Origin of the sequence: Roseburia sp. CLA-AA-H209 (genome assembly GCF_020687575.1) — a bacterium.
Classification (GTDB): domain Bacteria; phylum Bacillota; class Clostridia; order Lachnospirales; family Lachnospiraceae; genus Roseburia_C; species Roseburia_C amylophila.
Genome location: NZ_JAJEQU010000005.1, coordinates 171,995 through 192,819 on the forward strand (window position 1 = coordinate 171,995; position 20,825 = coordinate 192,819).

At 42.5% G+C, this 20,825-nt stretch carries 13 protein-coding genes; 1 reads left to right on the plus strand and 12 read right to left on the minus strand.

All coding sequences use genetic code 11. From position 1 onward, the window contains the following. Window positions 1-54: 54 nt before the first annotated feature. The 9 genes from LKD41_RS06820 to LKD41_RS06860 form a co-directional block, all read right to left on the minus strand. Window positions 55-912: a MurR/RpiR family transcriptional regulator gene (locus tag LKD41_RS06820; protein ID WP_227700764.1), complete on the minus strand. Its 858-nt coding sequence runs from the start codon at window positions 910-912 to the stop codon at window positions 55-57. A gap of 135 nt (window positions 913-1,047) precedes the next feature. Continuing rightward, window positions 1,048-2,427: a PTS transporter subunit EIIC gene (locus LKD41_RS06825; protein WP_227700765.1), complete on the minus strand. Its 1,380-nt coding sequence runs from the start codon at window positions 2,425-2,427 to the stop codon at window positions 1,048-1,050. 38 nt (window positions 2,428-2,465) lie between these two features. Next, window positions 2,466-4,355, minus strand: coding sequence for an oxidoreductase (locus tag LKD41_RS06830; protein ID WP_227700766.1), 1,890 nt, complete (start codon window positions 4,353-4,355; stop codon window positions 2,466-2,468). A 315-nt stretch (window positions 4,356-4,670) separates the two neighbouring features. Beyond that, window positions 4,671-6,578 carry a 1,4-alpha-glucan branching protein GlgB gene (glgB, locus tag LKD41_RS06835; protein WP_227700767.1) on the minus strand — a complete coding sequence of 636 codons (1,908 nt, stop codon included), beginning with the start codon at window positions 6,576-6,578 and terminating at the stop codon, window positions 4,671-4,673. 27 nt (window positions 6,579-6,605) lie between these two features. After that, window positions 6,606-9,050, minus strand: coding sequence for a tetratricopeptide repeat protein (locus tag LKD41_RS06840; protein WP_227700768.1), 2,445 nt, complete (start codon window positions 9,048-9,050; stop codon window positions 6,606-6,608). Between the two features lie 181 nt (window positions 9,051-9,231). Further along, window positions 9,232-10,566, minus strand: coding sequence for an AI-2E family transporter (locus tag LKD41_RS06845; protein WP_227700769.1), 1,335 nt, complete (start codon window positions 10,564-10,566; stop codon window positions 9,232-9,234). A gap of 26 nt (window positions 10,567-10,592) precedes the next feature. Then, window positions 10,593-12,878, minus strand: coding sequence for a hydratase (locus LKD41_RS06850; protein ID WP_022242856.1), 2,286 nt, complete (start codon window positions 12,876-12,878; stop codon window positions 10,593-10,595). Window positions 12,879-13,054: 176 nt separating this feature from the next. Then, window positions 13,055-15,439: a HAMP domain-containing sensor histidine kinase gene (locus LKD41_RS06855; RefSeq protein ID WP_227700770.1), complete on the minus strand. Its 2,385-nt coding sequence runs from the start codon at window positions 15,437-15,439 to the stop codon at window positions 13,055-13,057. Window positions 15,440-15,454: 15 nt separating this feature from the next. Further along, window positions 15,455-16,144 (minus strand): response regulator transcription factor, encoded by a 690-nt coding sequence (locus LKD41_RS06860; RefSeq protein ID WP_227700771.1) that lies wholly within the window; start codon window positions 16,142-16,144, stop codon window positions 15,455-15,457. A gap of 234 nt (window positions 16,145-16,378) precedes the next feature. On the opposite strand from LKD41_RS06860, the gene LKD41_RS06865 reads away from it, so the two are divergent. Beyond that, complete coding sequence (locus tag LKD41_RS06865) at window positions 16,379-16,969, plus strand: hypothetical protein (protein WP_022242853.1); 591 nt, start codon at window positions 16,379-16,381, stop codon at window positions 16,967-16,969. A gap of 30 nt (window positions 16,970-16,999) precedes the next feature. On the opposite strand, the gene LKD41_RS06870 is transcribed toward LKD41_RS06865, so the two are convergent. From LKD41_RS06870 to LKD41_RS06880, 3 genes are all read right to left on the minus strand, one after another. Then, entirely contained in the window at window positions 17,000-17,731 is a 732-nt protein-coding gene (locus LKD41_RS06870; RefSeq protein WP_227700772.1) for a hypothetical protein, read from the minus strand. 21 nt (window positions 17,732-17,752) lie between these two features. Next, complete coding sequence (gene purM, locus LKD41_RS06875; protein WP_227700773.1) at window positions 17,753-18,691, minus strand: phosphoribosylformylglycinamidine cyclo-ligase; 939 nt, start codon at window positions 18,689-18,691, stop codon at window positions 17,753-17,755. A 61-nt stretch (window positions 18,692-18,752) separates the two neighbouring features. Further along, complete coding sequence (locus tag LKD41_RS06880; protein ID WP_331470902.1) at window positions 18,753-20,702, minus strand: bifunctional UDP-sugar hydrolase/5'-nucleotidase; 1,950 nt, start codon at window positions 20,700-20,702, stop codon at window positions 18,753-18,755. Window positions 20,703-20,825 lie beyond the last annotated feature (123 nt).

Genomic DNA, 20,825 nt, shown 5'->3' on the forward strand with positions numbered 1-20,825 from the left:
CACTTCTATGCTGCCAAGCCAGGCTGGTTTACATAACTATAGGCAACATCCTTTCTACTGTTCTTTACTTTCTTTTATGAAATACGCCTTTTCCTTTGTCTCCTTTTCATTGCTTTCATAATCAAGCTGATACAAAAAGGAAAACATGCAATCCAATATAAAATGGAACGCACTGTACACGGCAAAGGTGTCTATCTTTTCTTCATAGGAATACTGCTCCTGAATATCCACCAGAATGACTTCCTGACACATTTTCGCCACGGAGCTGTCTGGAGTTGCCGTAATTCCTATGCAGTACCGTTTATTCTTTTTCAAAAGTTTTAAGCTTTCTACCACATCCCGGTTTTCGCCGGACTGGGAAATTGCAAGATTGACGGTGTGCTCCGTTGCCGTCAGTGCATAGCCCGGCAGGAAACAGGAACTCATCGTCAAGTTTACTATTTTACCAAAACGCAGCATTTTCTGTTGAAATTCCAGTGCTACTGTGGCAGAGGTTCCGACACTGAAAACATTAATCATATCGGCTCTGCTCATCCGCTGTACAATGCGGTGCAGCTGGTTATAATCAAATCCAGACACTGTTTTTCTTATAGTCTCATTATTTAATTTTGCAAGTTTCCTTACTATCTGTTCAAAAGAGTCATTCCCCGAAAAAGGATAGTTTGCATCTACTACGCCCTGATTTGCAAATGCTTCATATTCTGAATAAAACAAAATCTGAAATTTTTTATATCCATCCAGTCCCAGCTTTCTACAAAATCTTGTAATAGTAGATGGCGACGAAAAAGTCGCACGCGCCAAGGACTGAATGGACATATTTTTTACATCAAACCCATTTTTCATCAAATAAGCTGCAATACTTTTTTCAACATCTGTAAAGTCTGCCTGCTTCATCAGTTTTTCTATAATCATAGCACTTCCCTTTCTTCCGGCAGCTTTTGCCAAATAATTTTACATTTATTTTAGCAGAGAATCCACCGGAAAAAAAGGGAAGATATTGTAAATTACCAGAAATATGCTTTGCGGGTTCCCCGCATCAATTATATTCTAGTCATATTCTTTTACTTTACCGCTCTTAAGCAGGAATGCTGTAATTCCGAATCCCAAAACAATGGATACGATAATTCCTACACAGTACATCGGGAAGTTGACACATCCAAACCAGCCACTGAAAGCAAGAAGTCCTGAGAAGGAGAAGTTTGTTGCTGCAACACCGCCGATTCCAAGAACTAATCCTGCTGCTGCACCGGAAACAATCATTGTTCCAAGCAACCATTTGCTTCTTAAAATGATACCGTAAAGTCCAGGCTCTGTAATACCGCAAAGTGCATTGGTAAATGCTGCTGAACCTGCAGTTGTTTTGTCTCCTGCATTTTTTGCAAATACTGCTACTGCAAGGCAGATTCCAAGTGCTGCGTAGTTACCCATTCCACCTGCTGCCAGTGCTGGCTCAAAGCCCTGCTCTGCCATAATTCCAAGAAGAATCGGAGTAACTGCCCAGTGCATACCAAGAAGAATTACCAAGGAGAATAATCCACCAAATACAATGCCTACAAGAATCTTGCTTGCGCTTACTACACCGTATACGGCATTAATTCCGTTTGCAACAAGTCCGCCCAGTGGTCCAAATACAAGAATGCTAAGTGGAACAAATACAATCAAACATAAGAATGGAACAAGGATAAACTGCACTACCTGTGGCAAAATCTTTTTCAGCCATTTTTCAAAATAACTCATGCAGAATACTGCCAGTAAAATCGGGATAAAAGAACCGCTGAAATTATATGCGGTAAAGTTAATTCCCAATAAGGAAGCTTTCTCACCGGTTACCAGAAGGTCTGCTACGCCAGGATACATAATGGATGCACCCAGTGTTACGGCTACATAAGGATTACATTTAAAATGCTTTCCTGCTGTAAATGCCAACAGAATCGGGAAGAAATAAATCAGCGAATAAAAAATAGAATAAAAGGTCTGGTAAGTAAGACCTGTGCTGTCTACTACGCCAAGGTTTGCCAGTAATCCAATTAATCCGGATGCGATACCACCGGTTGCCAGAATCGGAATATACGGTGCATATACATCGGACATCATTTTTGTAAATCTGTCTAAAAGTCCGACTTTCTTCTTCCCGTCATCCACAGCTTCTGCTGGATTTTCTGCTTTTAATTTGGATTTCAGTGCCGGAACTTCTGCAAGCTGTGCATAAACATCACCTACATTTGGTCCGATTAATACCTGATAATATCCGGAGCCGATTAAGGTTCCCAGTACACCTTTTACTTTCTTTAAGGAAGCCTGATCAAATTTTGCTCCATCCTTTAATGTAAAACGGAGTCTTGTTGCACAGTGAATACAACTTTCAATATTATCTGTGCCACCCACGCCGGCGATAACCGCCTGAATTAATTCTGAGTAGTCTTTCATTCGTATTACCCCTTTCATTTGTGTAATTCACATTTTTCTTATATATTTAATCCTGCTGCAAACCCTTCAAAATTTGCATTCATAATGTTCGATGGACTGATACAGTCCCCAATTGCTATGGTATCTTTACAGATTCCGTAAAATGCTTCTACAAGCTTTTTCTGTGCCGAAAGTCCGGTAGAAAGAATCAGGTTGTCATAGGAAATACTCTTCTCTTCTCCCTTTTCATCCTTATAAACAACAACATCCTCTTCGATTCTGCTGCAACCGCATTTTAACAGGCTGTGAAGATTCTCATACTGCAAAAACTTCTGACGTAATGCTTCCCGGTATAAAGAGTTGGCATTTGCTGCCAGTGTATCGGTCAGTTCCAGAATGGAAACATTCTTTCCCTGCTCGGCAAGTTCCAATCCTATCTCGCATCCAATACTTCCTCCACCGAGGATTACTATCTCCTGTCCTAACTGCTCCGGATATGCAATTGCTTTTGTTGCAAGCTGTACCTTGGAACCGTCAATTCCCGGAATCGGAAGAACCCGCTCCGTAGCACCAAGGGCAACTATCAATGAATCCGGCTGAAGCTCTTTTATGAACTCCGGTGTTGCTTCTGTGTTCAGACGAACCTCTATCTTTCTTTTTGCCATCTGCGTCCGGTAATAATTTAAAAGCCGCTTAACTTCTTCCTTGTGTGCTTCTTTTTCAATGAAGCGAAGCATGCCGCCCAGTTCACTTTCTTTTTCCAGCAATGTCACCTGATGTCCCCGGTCATATGCTGTCATGGCAGCTTTCATGCCTGCCGGACCTCCGCCAACGATTACCACATGCTTTTTCTCTTTTGCTTCCGGCAAATCAAGCCCTGATGGAATAAATTCCTCATTGTGATATCTTGGATTTACCGAGCAGCCTACATTCCAGTGGTCTGTGGAAATGTGATAACAGTTGGAGCATCTGAGACACGGAACAATGTCTTCCGGATGCCCCTCCAGTGCTTTCTTCGGCCAGTTCGGGTCTGCCAGAAGTGTTCTTCCAAATGCCACCATATCCACGTAGCCCTTTGCAATAATTTCATCTGCCATTTCCGGCGTCATAACGGCGCTGACCACAGAAACCGGAATCTTAAGCTCCTGCTTTGCAATTTTTGCCCATTTGAGATTCGGCATTTCTTCTTCCAGATTGGTTGTGATGCAATGCACATTTGCTTCAAACACTTTATCAATTCCAGATGAAATCTGAACGGTATCCACATACTGCTCTGCCTGCTTCAGGAAGTACATCACATCCTCAAAGCTTATGGAATCTTCAATCCATTCATAGGCACTGACACGCATATCAATCGGATAATCTTTTCCAACTGCTTTCCGGACGGTTTCTAATATCCGAAGTGGAAAACGGCTGCGGTTTTCGATACTTCCACCGTAGGAATCTGTCCGGTGATTGTAATGTGGGGAAAGGAACTGTGCCGGAAGCCAGCCATGTCCGAAGTGAAGAAAAATGGAATCGAAACCAATTTTTCTTGCACTTGCTGCGGTCTCGGCATACCACTGCAGTGTTTCTTCCATCAACGCTTCATCCATTTCCTTTACTTCCACTCCATCCGGGCGGATAAATCCAGACGGTCCTTTCGCATAATCCACCGTTCTTGCATCCTGTCCGGCATGAAAGATTTCGATAGAAGCTTTCGCTCCGCCTTTGTGAATCTTAAGCACTTTCTTTCTGGTTGCTTCTCTTTCATACTTGGCAAATGGATACGGTTCTTCCGGACTTGCAAAACTGGAACGTCCCGGTTCTACTATTGCATGTCCCGCAATTACAAGTGCTGCACCGCCCAATGCTTTTTCTTCAAAATCATCACCTGTCGGTGTTGCCACAATTCTATTTTTTAATATCATTCCATTAATAGAAATTGGCTGAAATAAATGATTATACACGTTCTTCTCCTTTCTGCTGTATTTTATTTACCTTCATCTTAAGGCACTTAAACTGCAGAAACAAGCCATTGAAAACAACTGGAAAATATTTTTCACAATCTGTATTTTTTCATCATTTATTTATGAAATTTATTATCTTTTTATAATTTTGGGCTTCACTTTTTGCTTTTTTGTCTATTTTTATCTACAGAACCTGCCACCGGCACATTCTCGCGGAGCGTTTTTTACTTTACAGGAAAGCAATTTCCTGTAAAGCAAAAAAGCACGTTAACCAATCTGGTTAACGTGCTGCTTTGTCTTGTGATTTTCTGTCCTCTACATTACCCGGAACACTGCTACACCAAACGGCGGCAGTGGATAGGAAATGGAATATTCTCTTCCATCGCATTCCGACTTCACTGCCTTATAGCTTGCCGGTCTGCTCTTATCTGCTTCTGTACCGCCGAAACGGGCTTCGTTGCTGTTTAACAGCAGATGGTAAGTGCCTTTCTTTGGTACACCCACACGGTAATCGTCTCTGGCTACCGGTGTCATATTGCAGACAAAGAGAAGTGAGTTCTTGCCATTCTTGCTCTTGCGGACAAAGCTGTAGATGCTTCGGTCTGCATCATTCGCATTTATCCATTCAAATCCGTTCCAGTCACTGTCCTGCTCATACATTGCCGGATATTTCCGGTAAATGTGAAGTAGTTCACGGAAGTATTCATTTAACTGTCTGTGACGTGGTTCTTCCATAAGATACCAGTCTAACTCACGCTCTTCACTCCACTCACGAAGCTGTCCGAAATCCTGTCCCATAAAGAGAAGCTTCTTGCCCGGATGTCCCATCATAAAGGAGTATGCACTCTTTAAATTGCGGAACTTGTCTTCCTCATCACCCGGCATCTTCTCCCACATGGATTTCTTCAGATGCACCACTTCATCATGAGACAGCACCAGAATGTATTTTTCAGAGTTGTTATAACTCATGGCGAAAGTCATCTTGTGATGATTATTTTTGCGGAAATACGGGTCTAAGGACATATAATCCAAGAAATCATGCATCCATCCCATATTCCATTTGTATGTGAAATTCAATCCGCCCTTGTCTGCCGGTCCGGTTACCATCGGCCATGCGGTAGATTCCTCTGCAATCATGACAGTACCGTGATTTCTTCCGGTGATTAAGGTATTGATATGGCGGAAGAATTCGATGGCTTCTAAGTTCTTGTTCTCGCCATATTTATTGGCAATCCACTGTCCTTCCTTCTTGCCATAGTCAAGATATAACATGGATGCCACCGCATCTACACGGAGTCCGTCAATGTGATAATGTTCAATCCACATTAAGGCACTTCCGATTAAGAAGTTCTTTACTTCTGATTTGCCATAATCAAAAATTTTGGTACCCCACTCTGGATGTTCACCCATCCGCGGGTCGGCATATTCATATAACGGGCAGCCGTCAAAGTCAGCCAGTCCATGGGCATCCTTCGGGAAATGTGCCGGTACCCAGTCTAAGATAACGCCGATGCCGTGCTTATGCAGGTAGTTTACCAGATAAACAAAATCCTCCGGCGTTCCATACCGTGAAGTCGGTGCATAGTAGCCGGTTACCTGATAACCCCAGGAACCATCGTATGGGTATTCGGAAATTCCCATTAATTCTACATGAGAATATCCCATGCCTTTAACATACTTCGTCAGTGCCGCTGCCATTTCACGATAGGAATAATATCCATCATCCTCTCTTCCCAGATGGCGCATCCAGGAACCCGGATGTACCTCATAAATTGCCATTGGCTCTGCATAAACATCTTCTGTCTGTTTCCGTTTGTCCATCCACTTATCGTCAGTCCATTTGAAATGCTCAATGTCTGCAATACGGGATGCTGTTCCCGGACGTACCTCTGCATAGTTGGCATATGGATCTGCTTTATACAATTTCCGTCCATCTGGTGTGATAATCAGATATTTGTATAAATCTCCCAGCTCTGCCTTTGGAATAAATGCTTCAAAAATTCCAATTCCCGCCGGCTCTAACCGCCGCATCGGATTTGCTGTCTCATTCCAGTCATTAAAAGTTCCAATGACATAGACTTCTGCAGCATGTGGTGCCCAGACATCGAAAAGAATCCCCTTTTTCTTCCTTATCTCTGCCGGATGAGCTCCCAGTTTCTTGTAAATATCATAGTGTGTTGCCTGGCCAAATAAATACATGTCCAGTTCTGTGAAGTTCCCCATTTATACTACACCTCGTTTCTTTCTTTCCTATTCTTCGAAATCCTTTTCATGGAGAATGACGTAATCATCATCCTTGTATTTCTTTGAAAAAAATACTTTCTTAATGCTGAATTTCTCGGAATTGGCAATTGCTTCGTCCACGATTTCTTTCACCTCGGTCAGCGTGGTCGCTCTGTCTAAGCGTTGAATGTTACTAATTCTGTTGTATAGAGCAAGAACCGCCATCTCATCTATTTCATAGGTCAGTTCGTGGGCATACGATTTTGCAAAGGATACCAGCTCGTCACTGGTAAATATCGGAAGCGTAATCTTCTCGGTAAATCGTCTGGCAAAGGACTCATCTCTTCCCATTGCTTTGGTGATTCCCTCTCTGGTATCTTCTGCGATTACAAGGATTCCGGTGGCATCTGCTTCTAATGCCAGTGATAATTTCACGGCTGTTTCCCGGCTGATTCCTCCGATTTTTTCTATAATAAGACATCCACCGGCAACTTTCTTTAAAAGCTCCGGGATATTTTTCTGATTTAATGAAACGGCATCTATCTTTCCGACACGCTTGCCCGGCTTTCCGATTTCATTCTGGATTGCCTTCACCAGTGCGGTGGCAAGTACCGTCTTACCGCTTCCTCTTGCTCCCTGAATCAGGATGTTGCCACCTTTGATTCCCTTTTCTAAATGTTCAATGGATCCTTCCATTGCCTGACAAATCTGCGGCTCCATTCCGGATACCGGAACAAAATAAGTAAAGATAGCTTTCTGCTCCTTGGAAAGATGGGTAATCGGTTTTCTCTCTCCGATGTTATCCTCATCTGAATCCGGCTCTGCAATCTCCGGAAGTTTCTCCTCCGGCTTTGCATCCTCTGTCTCAGCTTCCGGTTCTAACTGTATCTTCGGTAAGACTTCTTCTGCAGCATCGGATACTTCCTCTGCTTCTGTTGCTGCCACTTCTTCTGCTATATCGTCCGGCAGTGCAATCTCTGGGAGTTCTTCTTCCGGAGAAAGTTCTGTCATTTCTTCTGTGCCAGCCGGCTCTTCTTCATCGGCAGCTGCAATACCTTCTCCTTCCGGAATTTCCATCGCATCTGCTGCACCTGCAGCCGCCTCTCCGTTCTGTCCCGGTACACCGGCAGCTAGGAATTCATCGATTTTCGCATTTGCCTGACTGATGGAATCAATCTGCTGCTGCAAAATATCATTCATATTGGCAACAAGCTGTCCGGCTTCTTCCTCCGGCAGCTTGCCTAAGTATTCTTTTTCTAATAATTCTTTGGAGGTAAGTCCTGCATCCAGCTGCGGAATTACATCTGCAAGACGCTCCATGATATCTCCGGCTTCTGCTAATGCCTTTGCCTTGGCAGATTCTAACTTCTGCTGCTCCGCTTCCTGTAATGCTTTCTCTGCGGCACGCTTGGTCTTCTCCCACTCCTCTAAAATATCCTGTATGCTCATCTGTCCGGTAATCTGTGCTTCTAATGCACTCTTCTCCGGAACTACCATACGCATCTGACCATCATAATCTTCGCCTAACATCTCCTGGAAATTAATTTTCAGGGAGCCATCGATTTCTTCATCGGTTGGGATATCCGCAAAACGCTCTTTCTGTGTTTCTTCATCCTGTGGGAGCTGTAAATAAGGAATCTCTTCTACAATTTTCTTGATTCCCTGCATGGTATCTGCCACTTCTTCCTTCTCTGTGGCATTCATAATCTGCTGCATGCTGCGGGCTAATTCTTCCTGCAGGTTTACCGTATTAAATTTCTCTGCATTGGTGGTTACCGGTTTAATCTGTACCGGCTCCTTGATAATCTCACCGGATTCCAGATAATCCTCCGGCCGCACTTCCACGATTCCGTCCTTCCGTTGTTTAAACTGGCGGTACTTGTCCTCCTGTGCCCGGTTTAATGGCTGATAAAGCATCTTTAATTCCAGTGCTTTCTCTACATATGGACCATCGCCAAACCAGAGAATCAGTTCATCACAGGCATTGATACATTCTTCGCTGCGTCCTGCCTGATGATATAAATATGCCAGTTCAAATGCCCATTTCTCGGTATATTCCTGTTCCTTTAATTCTTCGAGAATCTGAATTAAGACATCCAGACCTGCACCCTTTGCTTTATTCATCTCATAGCGGAGAATATATTTCAAATTATCATGTGGTGCAATCTCTACAAACTCATCATAATATTCCTGTGCTTCATCAAATTCCTTCGTTTTGATGGCAATCTCTGCCAGCTTATAGATAATCATTCGTCCGATAGGAGAACGGTCATATGCCATCAGGAGAATCTCTTTTGCTTCATCATAACGACCAATCTGTGCATAAATATCTCCGGCTTTCATCAGTGCGTTGACATTACGGACCTTTCGCCAGTTGATACTGTCAGCAATTTCAGCAGCTTCTGTATACTGCTTCTTCGCCATCAGATTTTTTATTTCATCTAGTTTTAATTTGTATTCATATTTATCCAAAATATGTCACCTCAATATCTATTTCAAGTAAACTTAAATTCATCTTTTTTCGTCAGGGTATACTGACCCCAATTATTGTTTTAAGTGTACCATAAGGGGTGCCTTCTGTCAAAAATAATCCGGAGAATCATAACATTTTATCTGCTATGATTCTCCGGATTTTTTATTTCCTTACCAGAATTTACTTTTTCTCTTTTTTCTTTAAGGATGGAATATGAAGTTCCTTTTTCTCAGAGGCTTCCTCTACCGGCTCCTCCAGATGTACGATTTCATTGGTCTTTTCATCGACTTTTTCCAGGCGGATATATTCGTCCGTATCCTCCGGCAGCTTTCGCTTCCGTAGACAGTAATCCACGGTCTTATCAATAATATAATAGATGACTGCGAAGGTTGGAACACCAAGAATCATTCCGCCGATTCCAAAGAGTCCGCCGCCTACCATGATGGCAAATACCACCCAGAAGGAATTCAGTCCGGTGGAATCCCCTAAAATCTTCGGTCCGATAATATTTCCATCTACCTGCTGCAAAATAAATATAAATATCAGGAAATAGATTCCCTTAATCGGGTCTGCCAGTGCGATGATAATAACGCTCGGTATTGCTCCGATAAAAGGGCCAAAGAACGGAATAATATTAGTTAGTCCCACAAATACGGAAACCAGCAGGGTATATGGCATCTTCATAATCAGAAGACAGATATAACACAATACACCGATAATGGCGGAATCCAATAATTTACCGGAAATAAATCCACCGAATATTTCATTGCTCTTCCGGAAGGTGTCAATAATTACATTGCCCCGCACCGGTTTGAAAATGGCATATACAATCTTTTTGGACTGACCGATAAATTTCTCCTTCGTCATCAGCACATAAACAGATACGATAAGTCCGATGATTGCATTCATCAGTACCTTTACCATATTGATTACACCACTTGTAATGGATGTAATGTAAGTCTGGATGTTTGGCAAAAAGGAATCCTTTACCCAGTTTTCAAGGTACGTTACCATATCCATCATGTTCGTTTCTAAGGACTGTATGATTTCATTATCTGAATTTGTCAGCCCATTGAACCAGTCAATAAATGAATCCACCTGCTTTGGCAGGGAATTTACCATTCCAGAAATACTGCTGATTAACTGCGGAATCATCATGGCAAACAGCAGGATTACAATTAATACAAAGACAACTACGGCTCCACCGGTTGCAATACTTCTTGCAATCTTCTTGCACTTCTTCTCTTTCTGCACTCTTGGTTCTAAGAAATGCAGCAAATGCTTTTCAAAGAATTTCATAATTGGATTAATGAGGTATGCAATCACAAGTCCGAAGGTAATCGGCTGTAATACCCTCATTATAGTGTCCCAGCCCTTTGAGACACCATTGTACCGGTATATCATAAAGAAAAACATTGTGCAGCAGCAGAACAGTACAAATACCAGCACTGCAAGGCTGATGTACCAGCGCATCTCATGTTCTGTTTTCCCGCTCTTTTTCTTATCTTCTTCCATTCCGTTCTCCTTCTTTTTCCGGAATTTTATTTCCGGTTATAGTTAATGAGGCATCCTTTACGGATAATCTCTCTCTCCTCGTCAGTAAGGTCACCCAAGGTTAATGAGAACTCGGTTAACTGTCCGTCTTTTACGGCATACGCTTTTACTTCCGGAGCTTTCTCTTCTACTGCTTTGCGGATTTCCGGTACAAAGAGATAGTCTCCGTTGGCAAATGGCAGTTCTCCTTCTTTGATGATAAATGGAAGCATACCCCAGTTAATCAGGTTGGAACGATAACGCTTGGTTGCATATTCGTTGGCAATGTTTGCCCAGCCGCCTAATACTTTCTGGCAGGATGCTGCCTGCTCACGGGCAGAACCGTCGCCTGGTTTTACTGCAAAAATGGTACTTCCGATTCCGGTATTTTCTTCGTTGATATCCGGGAACTGTGTACGGATTGCATCTACAGCTGCCTTTAATTCCGGCAATACTGCGTATGGCTCTTCGCCTGCTTCTCTTGCTGCTTCTGCCTTCTGTACTTCTTTGGCACGTCCAACGTATGCAGGGTCTTTTCTGGAAAGTGTGAACTCTGCCAGTCCCAGCGGATTAGAACGATAAGAAGATGTCTCTCCGGAAGGAATCAGCTCATCGGTTGTAGTTACCGGATCATGAATCTCAGATACTACCTTTAAGATGAGGTTATCGGTTAATGCTACCATCTTCGGCCAGTCTTTAATGTTTGGTCCCATCTGGATTTCTACGGATGGATCTGCTACACCATGGCTGTCAAAGACACGGTTCTCATATATGGTCTTATCAAAGAAATACTTCGGCTTGCTGAAGTTTACATCCACATCAGTTGCTGCGGTTAAATATCCCTTGTTTGCTGCGGTTGCTGCAATAGAACGGGCATCCATCAATGCTACGGATGCAATCTGGCCGTTCTGTACCTTGGAGCCTTCACGGTTCGGGAAGTTTCTGGTAGAATGCCGGATGGAGAATGCATTGTTAGCAGGTGTATCTCCTGCTCCGAAACATGGTCCGCAGAATGCAGTCTTAACGATTGCTCCTGTCTCCATTAATTTTGCTACAGCTCCGTTTTTCACCAGTTCCATGTAAATCGGGGTACTTGCCGGATATACGCTTAAGGTAAATTCATCCGGTCCGATGCTGCTTCCCGCTAAGATGTCTGCTGCATCACAGATATTTTCAAATCCACCACCGGCACAGCCTGCGATGATTCCCTGGTCTACATATAGTTTTCCATTGCGGACTTTATCCTTAAGATTTAAGTCTACTGCTCCATTGAAGCTTACCTGTGCTTTCTTCTCGCAGTCATCCAAGATGTCCATAAGGTTTGCATTCAGTTCTTCAATGGTATAGGTATTGCTTGGGTGGAATGGCATTGCAATCATTGGACGAATGGTGCTTAAGTCAATTTCAATCATGCCATCATAGTAAGCAACCTGTCCCGGATTTAATTCTTTGTATTCTTCTACTCTTCCGTGAATGTCATAGAATTCTTTCACTTTCTCATCGGTTGCCCAGATAGAGGAAAGACAGGTAGTCTCTGTGGTCATTACGTCTACGCCGATACGGTAATCTACGCTTAAGTTTGCAACACCAGGTCCTACGAATTCCATTACTTTATTCTTTACATAGCCATTGGCAAATACTTCACCGATGATTGCCAGTGCGATATCCTGCGGTCCAACGCCTTTTACCGGTTCTCCGGTTAAATATACGGCTACAACGCCCGGCATATTGATATCATAAGTCTGCTCTAAAAGCTGTTTTACAAGCTCCGGTCCACCTTCGCCCATTGCCATGGTTCCCAGTGCTCCGTAACGGGTATGGGAATCAGAACCAAGAATCATTTTTCCGCCGCCTGCAAGCATTTCACGGGCAAACTGGTGAATAACCGCCTGATGAGGTGGTACATAGATTCCGCCGTATTTCTTTGCACAGGTCAGTCCAAACATGTGGTCATCTTCGTTGATGGTTCCACCGACTGCACAAAGGCTGTTATGACAGTTGGTCAGTACATAAGGAATTGGAAACTTTTCCAGTCCGGATGCTCTGGCTGTCTGGATAATTCCAACATATGTAATGTCATGGGAAGTCAGCTTATCAAATTTGATTTTCAGCTTCTCCATGCTGCCAGATGTGTTGTGGTCCTTTAAAATACCGTATGCAATGGTATTTTTTGCTGCTTCTTCTTTGCTTACCGCAGTGCCTGTCATGGATGCAATAGCTGCGGATGCTTCGCTATTGTCTTCTACTACGGTACATCCGTTTACGAGATATGCCCCTGTCTCATGTAACTTCATGAATGTTTCCTCCTGTTTTCTGAACTGATTACTATTTTATACCTCTTCCTATATAGGAAGAAATCGGCGGGGAAAAAGCCACCGCCGATACTCTTTTTCTAATTCGTTATTATAAAGAAACGTCTGTTAAAAATCAACCCTTTTCAAGGATTCCCCACGGTTTGCAAGGTTCCTTATTATGCCAGCGGAAAGGTAATGGTAACAGAGAATAAATCACCGTCCAGAGTTACTTCAAAGGTTCCGCCCATAATCGTGGTAAGATTCTGGGCAATGGAAAGTCCCAGTCCGCTTCCTTCCGTGGTTCTGGATTCATCTCCTCTTGCAAAACGCTCTGTCAGCTCTGCCGCACTTCCATGCAGTGGCTGCTCGGAAATATTTTTAATAGAGAAGATTACCTTCTGCTCCGATGTCTCCATGGTCACATAGACTCTGGTATGTGCCATGGCATATTTTGCCACATTGTTATAAAGGTTCTCTACCACACGCCAGATTCGTCTGCCGTCTGCCATAATGACAACGGATTCCTTCGGCAGCTTTGTAATCGTGGTCAAATCCTTGGCTTCGAATTTCTCATTAAATTCACCTGCAGTCTGGTAAATCAGTTCCACAAAATTAATTCTTGTCATCTGAAGTGTAATATTTCCGGAGCTGATTCGCGATGCCTCTACCAGATCTTCTGTAAGCTGCCTTAACCGCTGGGATTTTTCTTCCAGTACATTCAGATAATTCTGCATCCGCTCACTTTCCGGCTTCTCCATTTTCATAAGATTTACATAATTCAAAATAGAAGTCAGCGGTGTCTTGATATCATGGGATACATTGGTGATTAAGTCTGCCTTCATACGCTCGTTTTTGGTATTCTCTTCCACCACAAGATGCAGGCTGTCTCCAATGCTGTTTACTGCCTCTGCCAGCTTTCTGCTGTCGCTGTGAAGATGCTCTAACGGAATCTTATAGGATAAATCTCCTTCCGTAATCTGTCTGATTCCCTTCATGATTTCCTGCTTCTGTACTACATCCCGGAGATAGATTACACCGATAACAATAATCTGAAGTGCCAGAAGAATTCCACCTAACAAATGTCTTCTCGTAAAGAACTGATACGCCAAAAACAAAAATAACAACGCATTAAATACAAAGGTAACAATGACACGCACCGATGCTTTCCATGTTCCAAGTACTCGCAAAGTGCTGACATATACCCAGTTGGTAAAGCTGTATTCCCAGAACACGCCGGCTTTCATCCGCCGGATAACACTGGTATAGAAAATCTGGAACACGCCGTCATAGATAAAAGAAATCACGCCTACTACCACAAGCATTCCCGGAATATCCCACTCATAGGATGCCGCAGAAAAACTTAAAACCAATATCAGTACAGAAAATACAATAAATATCAAAAAGAAAAATTCTGTCTTAATATGGTCAATCCAGTTTAAATGAATCTTATCATCCTTATGATTACGTCCTGCTGCAAGAGTCAGATAAACCAGTGTTACAATCCAGCCCAAAAGACTTACCACAATGGTTACAATCGAAATCATGCCCCAGGGATGCAGCGTCATAAATTCCGATTTTGCTTTTATAAATCCATCTTCATTTGGGAATGTGGTATCTACTGCCACCAGAAAGACTGCATTATTTCCTATGCCGGACATGGTTCCATCAATGTATTTGTAATAATAATCTTCCATTCCCTTTACATTGCTGCGAAATTTCAAATCTTTATCATTACAGTAGAGATAGCTTCCCTTTTCTTTTCCGTAATCCAAAAGGTTATGTGCTTTGTCTCCGAATACATACGAGGTAATATCTTCTTCCGTATCCTCTAACATATTTGTGTAGATAACCTGCTCATTTTCAATAAAGACATAAGATAAATTCGTCTCAGAATCATCAAATTCATTCAGTGCTTTCCGGTAGGCAGTTTCTTCCTGGCCGATACGGTCCAAGGTCTTTGCCAGTGCCTGATACAGCTCCTGTCCTTCCTCTTCCGTAAGCCTGCCCTCCTGTACGCCCTGGGCAATGGAAATACCGCTCTGTGGCAGATATTTTTCCTCGATTTTATCGGAATACTGTACATAACCTTCCTTCGACCATGCCACCAGAGCACTTAAGGTATAATTTTCAAACTGTGCCTTGTCATTTTCCCCGTCATATTCTTCTGTGTTGGAGATACTGCTGTCATCATACATCCAGTATGCCGAAGCACCATTCCGCACCAGCGTCATGGTATAGCTTTCTTCTGCGTCGTTACGGATAATGCCGCTTCTTGCGTATTTGATAACATTGACCGGTTTCTCCGAATCGTATTCCCCGTTGGTCTCAAAATTTTTCCGGGTCATTAAGAAATTAGTCAGTTCCGTTACCTTCTGCTCATAGACATAGCTGTAGTAACTGGAATCCACATAGCTCTGATTCGTCAGATTATCCATGTCTATCATGTGCTTTCCGTTTAATGCCGCTACCATAAAGACGGACATCAGCAGCAGGACAGAAAACAGTAACTGCAGGAGAATAATGGTATTTTTCCATACATTTCCATAGTGTCTGTTCTTCATATTTGCTTTCCTTCGTTAATTCTTCTCAACTTTATATCCAACACCCCATACTACTTTTAAGTATCTTGGCTCCTTCGGATTAATTTCAATCTTTTCACGGATATGACGGATATGAACAGCAACGGTGTTATCTGCACCAATTGCATCTTCATTCCAGACATTTTCATAAATTTGTTCAATAGAAAATACTTTACTCTGATTCTTTACCAGAAGCAGAAGAATATTATATTCAATCGGAGTAAGCTTCACTAATTCACCATCCACGGTGACTTCTTTCAAATCATCATTAATCATAAGACCGCCAACCTGATATACTGTCTCATTGCTTTCGCTGACATTGCCAAGCTGGGTATAACGGCGAAGCTGTGATTTTACTCTTGCTACCAGTTCCAGCGGGTCAAATGGCTTGGTCACATAATCATCAGCACCGATGTTAAGTCCTAAGATTTTATCAGAATCCTCGGATTTTGCTGATAAAATAATAATTGGAATGCTGCTTTCCTCCCGAATCTTTAAAGTTGCCCGGATACCATCCAGTTTCGGCATCATGACATCAATAATCAGAAGATGCACCTCATTTTTCTTAAGCATATCCAGTGCCTGTTCTCCGTCATATGCTTTCAAGACATGATAGCCTTCCTGTTGCAGGTAAATCTCGATTGCTTCTACAATTTCTTTATCATCATCACATACCAGTATATTCATTTCGTCCTCCTGTCCTCATGCTCTATCTTTACTGATTTTTGAATACTTCATACCGCGAACACATAAACTACCTCATAATTATCTATAGCGTATCAGATTTTTCTTAATAGGAAAAGCGTACTTTTCTTAAAAAACCTTTAAAATTGTGTTATACTATATTAAATTCGTATCTTTCATAGCATTTTGTTGTGAAAATATCTGTTTTATGATTGATTATTTTTGAAAGGATTGTTTATGAAGAAGCATTATACCTTTATTCCTTTAAAGGAAAAAGATTTATCTTCCTTCCGGAAAGCATTAATCAGCAGCCTGTGGTTCCGCCCCTGTGCCTGCCTGCTTGCCCTGATTGTCATTGGCATTATCGGTTACCGGAAGCTTGCGGTGCTCACCAGTGAGATGTATTTTCTCATTCTCTATGGAATTGCTGCCGGTTTCATTCTCTACCGCATGATACGAGAACTTGCCAATCTGCATCAGGTCAGCACCCTGCGTAAATCCAGCCTGCTTCCTTTTATTCATACTGCCAAAGAAGACGATACCTTCTATTCGGAGGAATTATCCGGTGGGTTTATTATCCAGACCGAGCCAATTAATCTGGTAGAGTTATCTACCAGCAAAGAAGTACTCGCTGAACTTGCCGCCAACTGCGAAACTCAGAATCCACTCTTTGCTTATCTGGAATCCTGCATCAACAGCGGTGATGAAAAATTAATAAACAAAGGCGTCATCTATATTGAGATTATTAAAAAACAATTGGAAAAAGGAAATGTGGATATTCTTGCCACATATGACAAATTAAAAAATTGCAGGGAGGAACTTCTCTAAAGTCCTTCCTGCAATTTGGTTTACGTAGTTCTATTTCTTTTTGTTATCTTTTTCTTTTGCTTTCCACTTGAAGTACTCTGCATCCAGATCCACCGTAACTTCCGGAATCTCTTTCTTTCCTTCGGCCGCATCTTCCTCCGGTTCTTCATCCTCTAAAGGAATTCCTGCTTTCTTAAAGTATTCCGGATTAATCCGGATTTCCGGCTTGATTGCCTGATATGAGGATTTCTTTTCTTCCCTCGGCTCTTTCTTCTCTTTTTCACGTTCCTTTTCCAGTTCGTGGTTACGTTCTTCGATTAATTTCAGATACTTTTCGGTATCTACCATATCCTGAAGCTGGCTCTTAAGCTCTGACTGGTTCTCCCGGATAACCACCTTCTGGGTCTTCATATCATCCTGGGCTTTCTTCAGAATATCCTGAAGGGCATCTGTTGTATCCTGCATAATATGCTGTACCCGCTGAAGGGCATCATCGGTATACAACACAGCGGCTGCATAGACATCTTCAGCATTCCGGCTTGCTTTAAAAATCATGGCATCGCCTTTTTTGCGTGCCTCCCGTTCTGCCTTGTCCCTGCTCTGCTGTGTCACTTCATATTCATCCATCATCTCGTAAATACAGTCATTCAGATGATTGAGATATTCAAACATTTTCTTCTTCTCAACAATAATCTTCTCACCTGTATTGTCATAAAGTTCACTTCTGGATATTAATACATGTATATCCCGTAATACCCTCTCCAGTTTGTCCTGTGTACTCATGATATTCTCCCTTCACCTTGGCTATATATAGCGTACAATGTCCGAGCCTGTCTCTGCAAGACCTAATTCCACCGGTTCTTCTCCCGCTGCTTCTAACAGTTCTACCACCCGGTCGGTATCTTCTTCTGCCACCAGTATCAGCATTCCGATTCCCATATTAAAAATATTTCTCATCTGCTCTTTGCTGATATTACCATCTTTATGCAGCATATCGTAAAGTGGTGGAATATCTTCTTCCCGCTGTTTTATCACTGCACCGGCAGTATTATGCATCAGAGTATGTACTGCCTTATCAATACCTCCATGAGCCACCTGTACGCAGGATTTAATTTCTATCTCACTCTGAAGCAATGCTTCCATGGCATCCCGGTACATACGGGTCGGTGCCAGAAGCAGATCTCCTAACGTAGAACCTAATGATTCATAATAGATTTCCATAGAAGTCTTCGTCAGATATAATTTTCTCCTGGCTGCCACATAGCCGTTATTATGAAGTCCATTGGATGGAAGTCCAATAATAACATCTCCAGCTTTCACCGGTGCTATTCCTATTTTCTTTTTTTTCTCTACAATTCCGGCAATAAAGCCAACCAGATCATACTGGTCATAAGAGAAAATATCGGAAAGCTCCTTAATTTCACTTCCGGCATAAGTCACATTTCCCTGCCGGCAGCCATTTTCCATACCCTCTTCCATGTCCCGGATATATTCAAACTTGGGACGGGCACAGGAAATATTGTCATAAAAAAGAAGCGGTTTTGCTCCCATGGCATACATATCATTGATACAGACAGCTACACAATCATAACCTACCGTGTTAAATCTCGACATTTCCGAAGCCAGCAGCAATTTTCCACTTACCGCATTAGTTCTTGATACCAGAAGCGGCTCATCATATTTTAAGAACTCTCCCAAAGGTATTTCATTTGTCAATTCTTTTAAGTCAAACTTATCTCGCACTCTCTAACTACTCCAAACTTTTTTCATCTGTTCTATAGCATACCACACTTCCACTCATGTGTTAACTTTTTTTCAATTTTCTTCTACGGATGCGGCGTATGACTTTGACAATCAATACGATTATGAAAATCAGAACAAGGAGTACCACAAGAACAACTCCCACAATCATTGCTGCATATTTATTCGGATTTTTCAGTCTTGCGCCAAGGCTCTTATCATCATCTACCACCTTGCGGTCATGAAGTCCGTTATAATATTCCGGCATCTCTGCAATACCATTTTCTCCTTCTTCAAAGGATTCCATATAACGGGCAATGGATACCCATGCCTTTAATTCCTGGTCACCATCATAAATAATGCAGTCTTCAAAATCTTCTACTTTACTTCCATCTGCATTCTTTGGCACAATGGAAAGCAGTCCATATGACATATCCGTTACTGCACTAAGCATCTGGCCGCTGTAAAGGTCAGCTACGACGCAGTATAATTTGTCATCTTCAATTTCTTCTCTCTTATCATTCTTCGTCAGATATACATCTGTTACCCGGTTTAATATCAGACGGTTCGGATTATAGGTCATATTCAGTCCGGAGCAGTAAAGTCTTGCCGTTGTCATATAATCGGAAATGGAAGCATCAATCTCTGCTACCGTCTTTAATTCTTTTCCGGTCAGGTATACCTTAATCAGCGGGTAACCCGGCACACCATCTGCCCCGATTCCAAGGGAGAAGGAGTTAAAGACATCTGTTACCGTAACATCCCCCGGCACATAGGTATCACGGACAGTTCCGCTTGGAACGACTGCCACATCAATTTCTTCTCCATCATAATCCTTCGTATGGGTTGCCCCGTAAATATAGGCATCCGCCATAATATCTCCCAGATTATGTTCCGTATGCTTCGTATATAAATCATCTACTGATGCAAATTCATAATCATTCTCACACAATACTTCAGAAGCAGTGTATCCAAACTGTTTCAGGTAAGTATCATCAATATTGGCTTCAAAAGCATCTATCTTCTCCTGGGCCGCCTCATCTGCCTCAATATCCGGGCGAATCGGAATCAGGTTATAATCCTCTACCTCCCAGCGTCCTTCGGAATTCTGGGAAAGGTGCATACTTCCTACATTAATGCCATATTCTCCGGCAGATACAATAGCTGTATTTCCTTCGATAATCGGCTCTTCCAATGTGGTATGGGTATGTCCGCTGATGATAACATCCAGCTCCGGCACTGCCTTTGCAAGAAGTTCATCCTCGGATTTCTTCGGATCTTCACTGGTTCCACTGTGGGAGAGGCAGACAATCATATCCACATCTTCTTTTTCCTTTATGGCTGCCACAGTCTCCTTCACCGCCTCGATTGGATCTTTAAACTCAAGTGCGCAGGTTGGTGCACAGGAAAGGGAATCTTTGCCGAATACTCCAAGCAATGCGATTTTTACACCGCCCTTCTCGATGACTTCATAATCCTTTACCCCATAATGATCAAAGGCATCTTTTAAAAGCTGTCTCTCATCATTCATCTCTGACCAGTCAACGTTACAGACCAGCAGGGACGGCACTACATCACCGCTGGCTGCCGCTGTATCAAGCATCTGCGCTAAGCCTTTGCTTCGATAATCAAATTCATGGTTTCCAAAGGTCGTTGCATCATAGCCAAGATAGCCTAACATCCGAAGCTCAGATGCCTCTTCTTCATAAACTGTCTGGAACAGTGTTCCCATGGAAAAATCTCCACCGTCTACCACCAGCGTATCCGGATTTTCTTCCTTCTTCTCATCAATGACTGTTTTGATTCGTGCAAATCCGCCTGCTTCCACATTTTCTCCATCTACTACCGTACGGAAGCTGTTCAAATGGGAATGGGTATCATGGGTAAATACGATATCCACCGACTTCGGCTTTTCTTCTGCTGCGGATGCTGTTGTTACCTGTAGACTGCATACCCCCATGCATGCTGCCAGTAATAGTGCTTGTAGCTTTGCTCTTATTTTTTGTCCCCTCATATTGTTCTCCTTTGTATTTTATATTTTATTTTTTGTTTCCGGTGTGATTTGAGGCAGGTTTTTGTCGTTGACAAGATTATCAGGTGAATTTCTCAAGCAGAATTCCGTTGCTTCTAATTCAGA

Excerpts from the sequence above, each read along its gene's own strand:
- LKD41_RS06845 (WP_227700769.1), bottom strand. The coding sequence starts at position 10,566 with ATGGAAGAAGATAAGAAAAAGAGCGGGAAAACAGAACATGAGATGCGC.
- LKD41_RS06870 (WP_227700772.1), bottom strand. The coding sequence starts at position 17,731 with ATGAGTACACAGGACAAACTGGAGAGGGTATTACGGGATATACATGTA.
- glgB (WP_227700767.1), bottom strand. The coding sequence starts at position 6,578 with ATGGGGAACTTCACAGAACTGGACATGTATTTATTTGGCCAGGCAACA.
- LKD41_RS06880 (WP_331470902.1), bottom strand. The coding sequence starts at position 20,702 with ATGAGGGGACAAAAAATAAGAGCAAAGCTACAAGCACTATTACTGGCA.
- LKD41_RS06820 (WP_227700764.1), bottom strand. The coding sequence starts at position 912 with ATGATTATAGAAAAACTGATGAAGCAGGCAGACTTTACAGATGTTGAA.
- LKD41_RS06865 (WP_022242853.1), top strand. The coding sequence starts at position 16,379 with ATGAAGAAGCATTATACCTTTATTCCTTTAAAGGAAAAAGATTTATCT.
- LKD41_RS06825 (WP_227700765.1), bottom strand. The coding sequence starts at position 2,427 with ATGAAAGACTACTCAGAATTAATTCAGGCGGTTATCGCCGGCGTGGGT.
- LKD41_RS06855 (WP_227700770.1), bottom strand. The coding sequence starts at position 15,439 with ATGAAGAACAGACACTATGGAAATGTATGGAAAAATACCATTATTCTC.
- LKD41_RS06850 (WP_022242856.1), bottom strand. The coding sequence starts at position 12,878 with ATGAAGTTACATGAGACAGGGGCATATCTCGTAAACGGATGTACCGTA.
- LKD41_RS06860 (WP_227700771.1), bottom strand. The coding sequence starts at position 16,144 with ATGAATATACTGGTATGTGATGATGATAAAGAAATTGTAGAAGCAATC.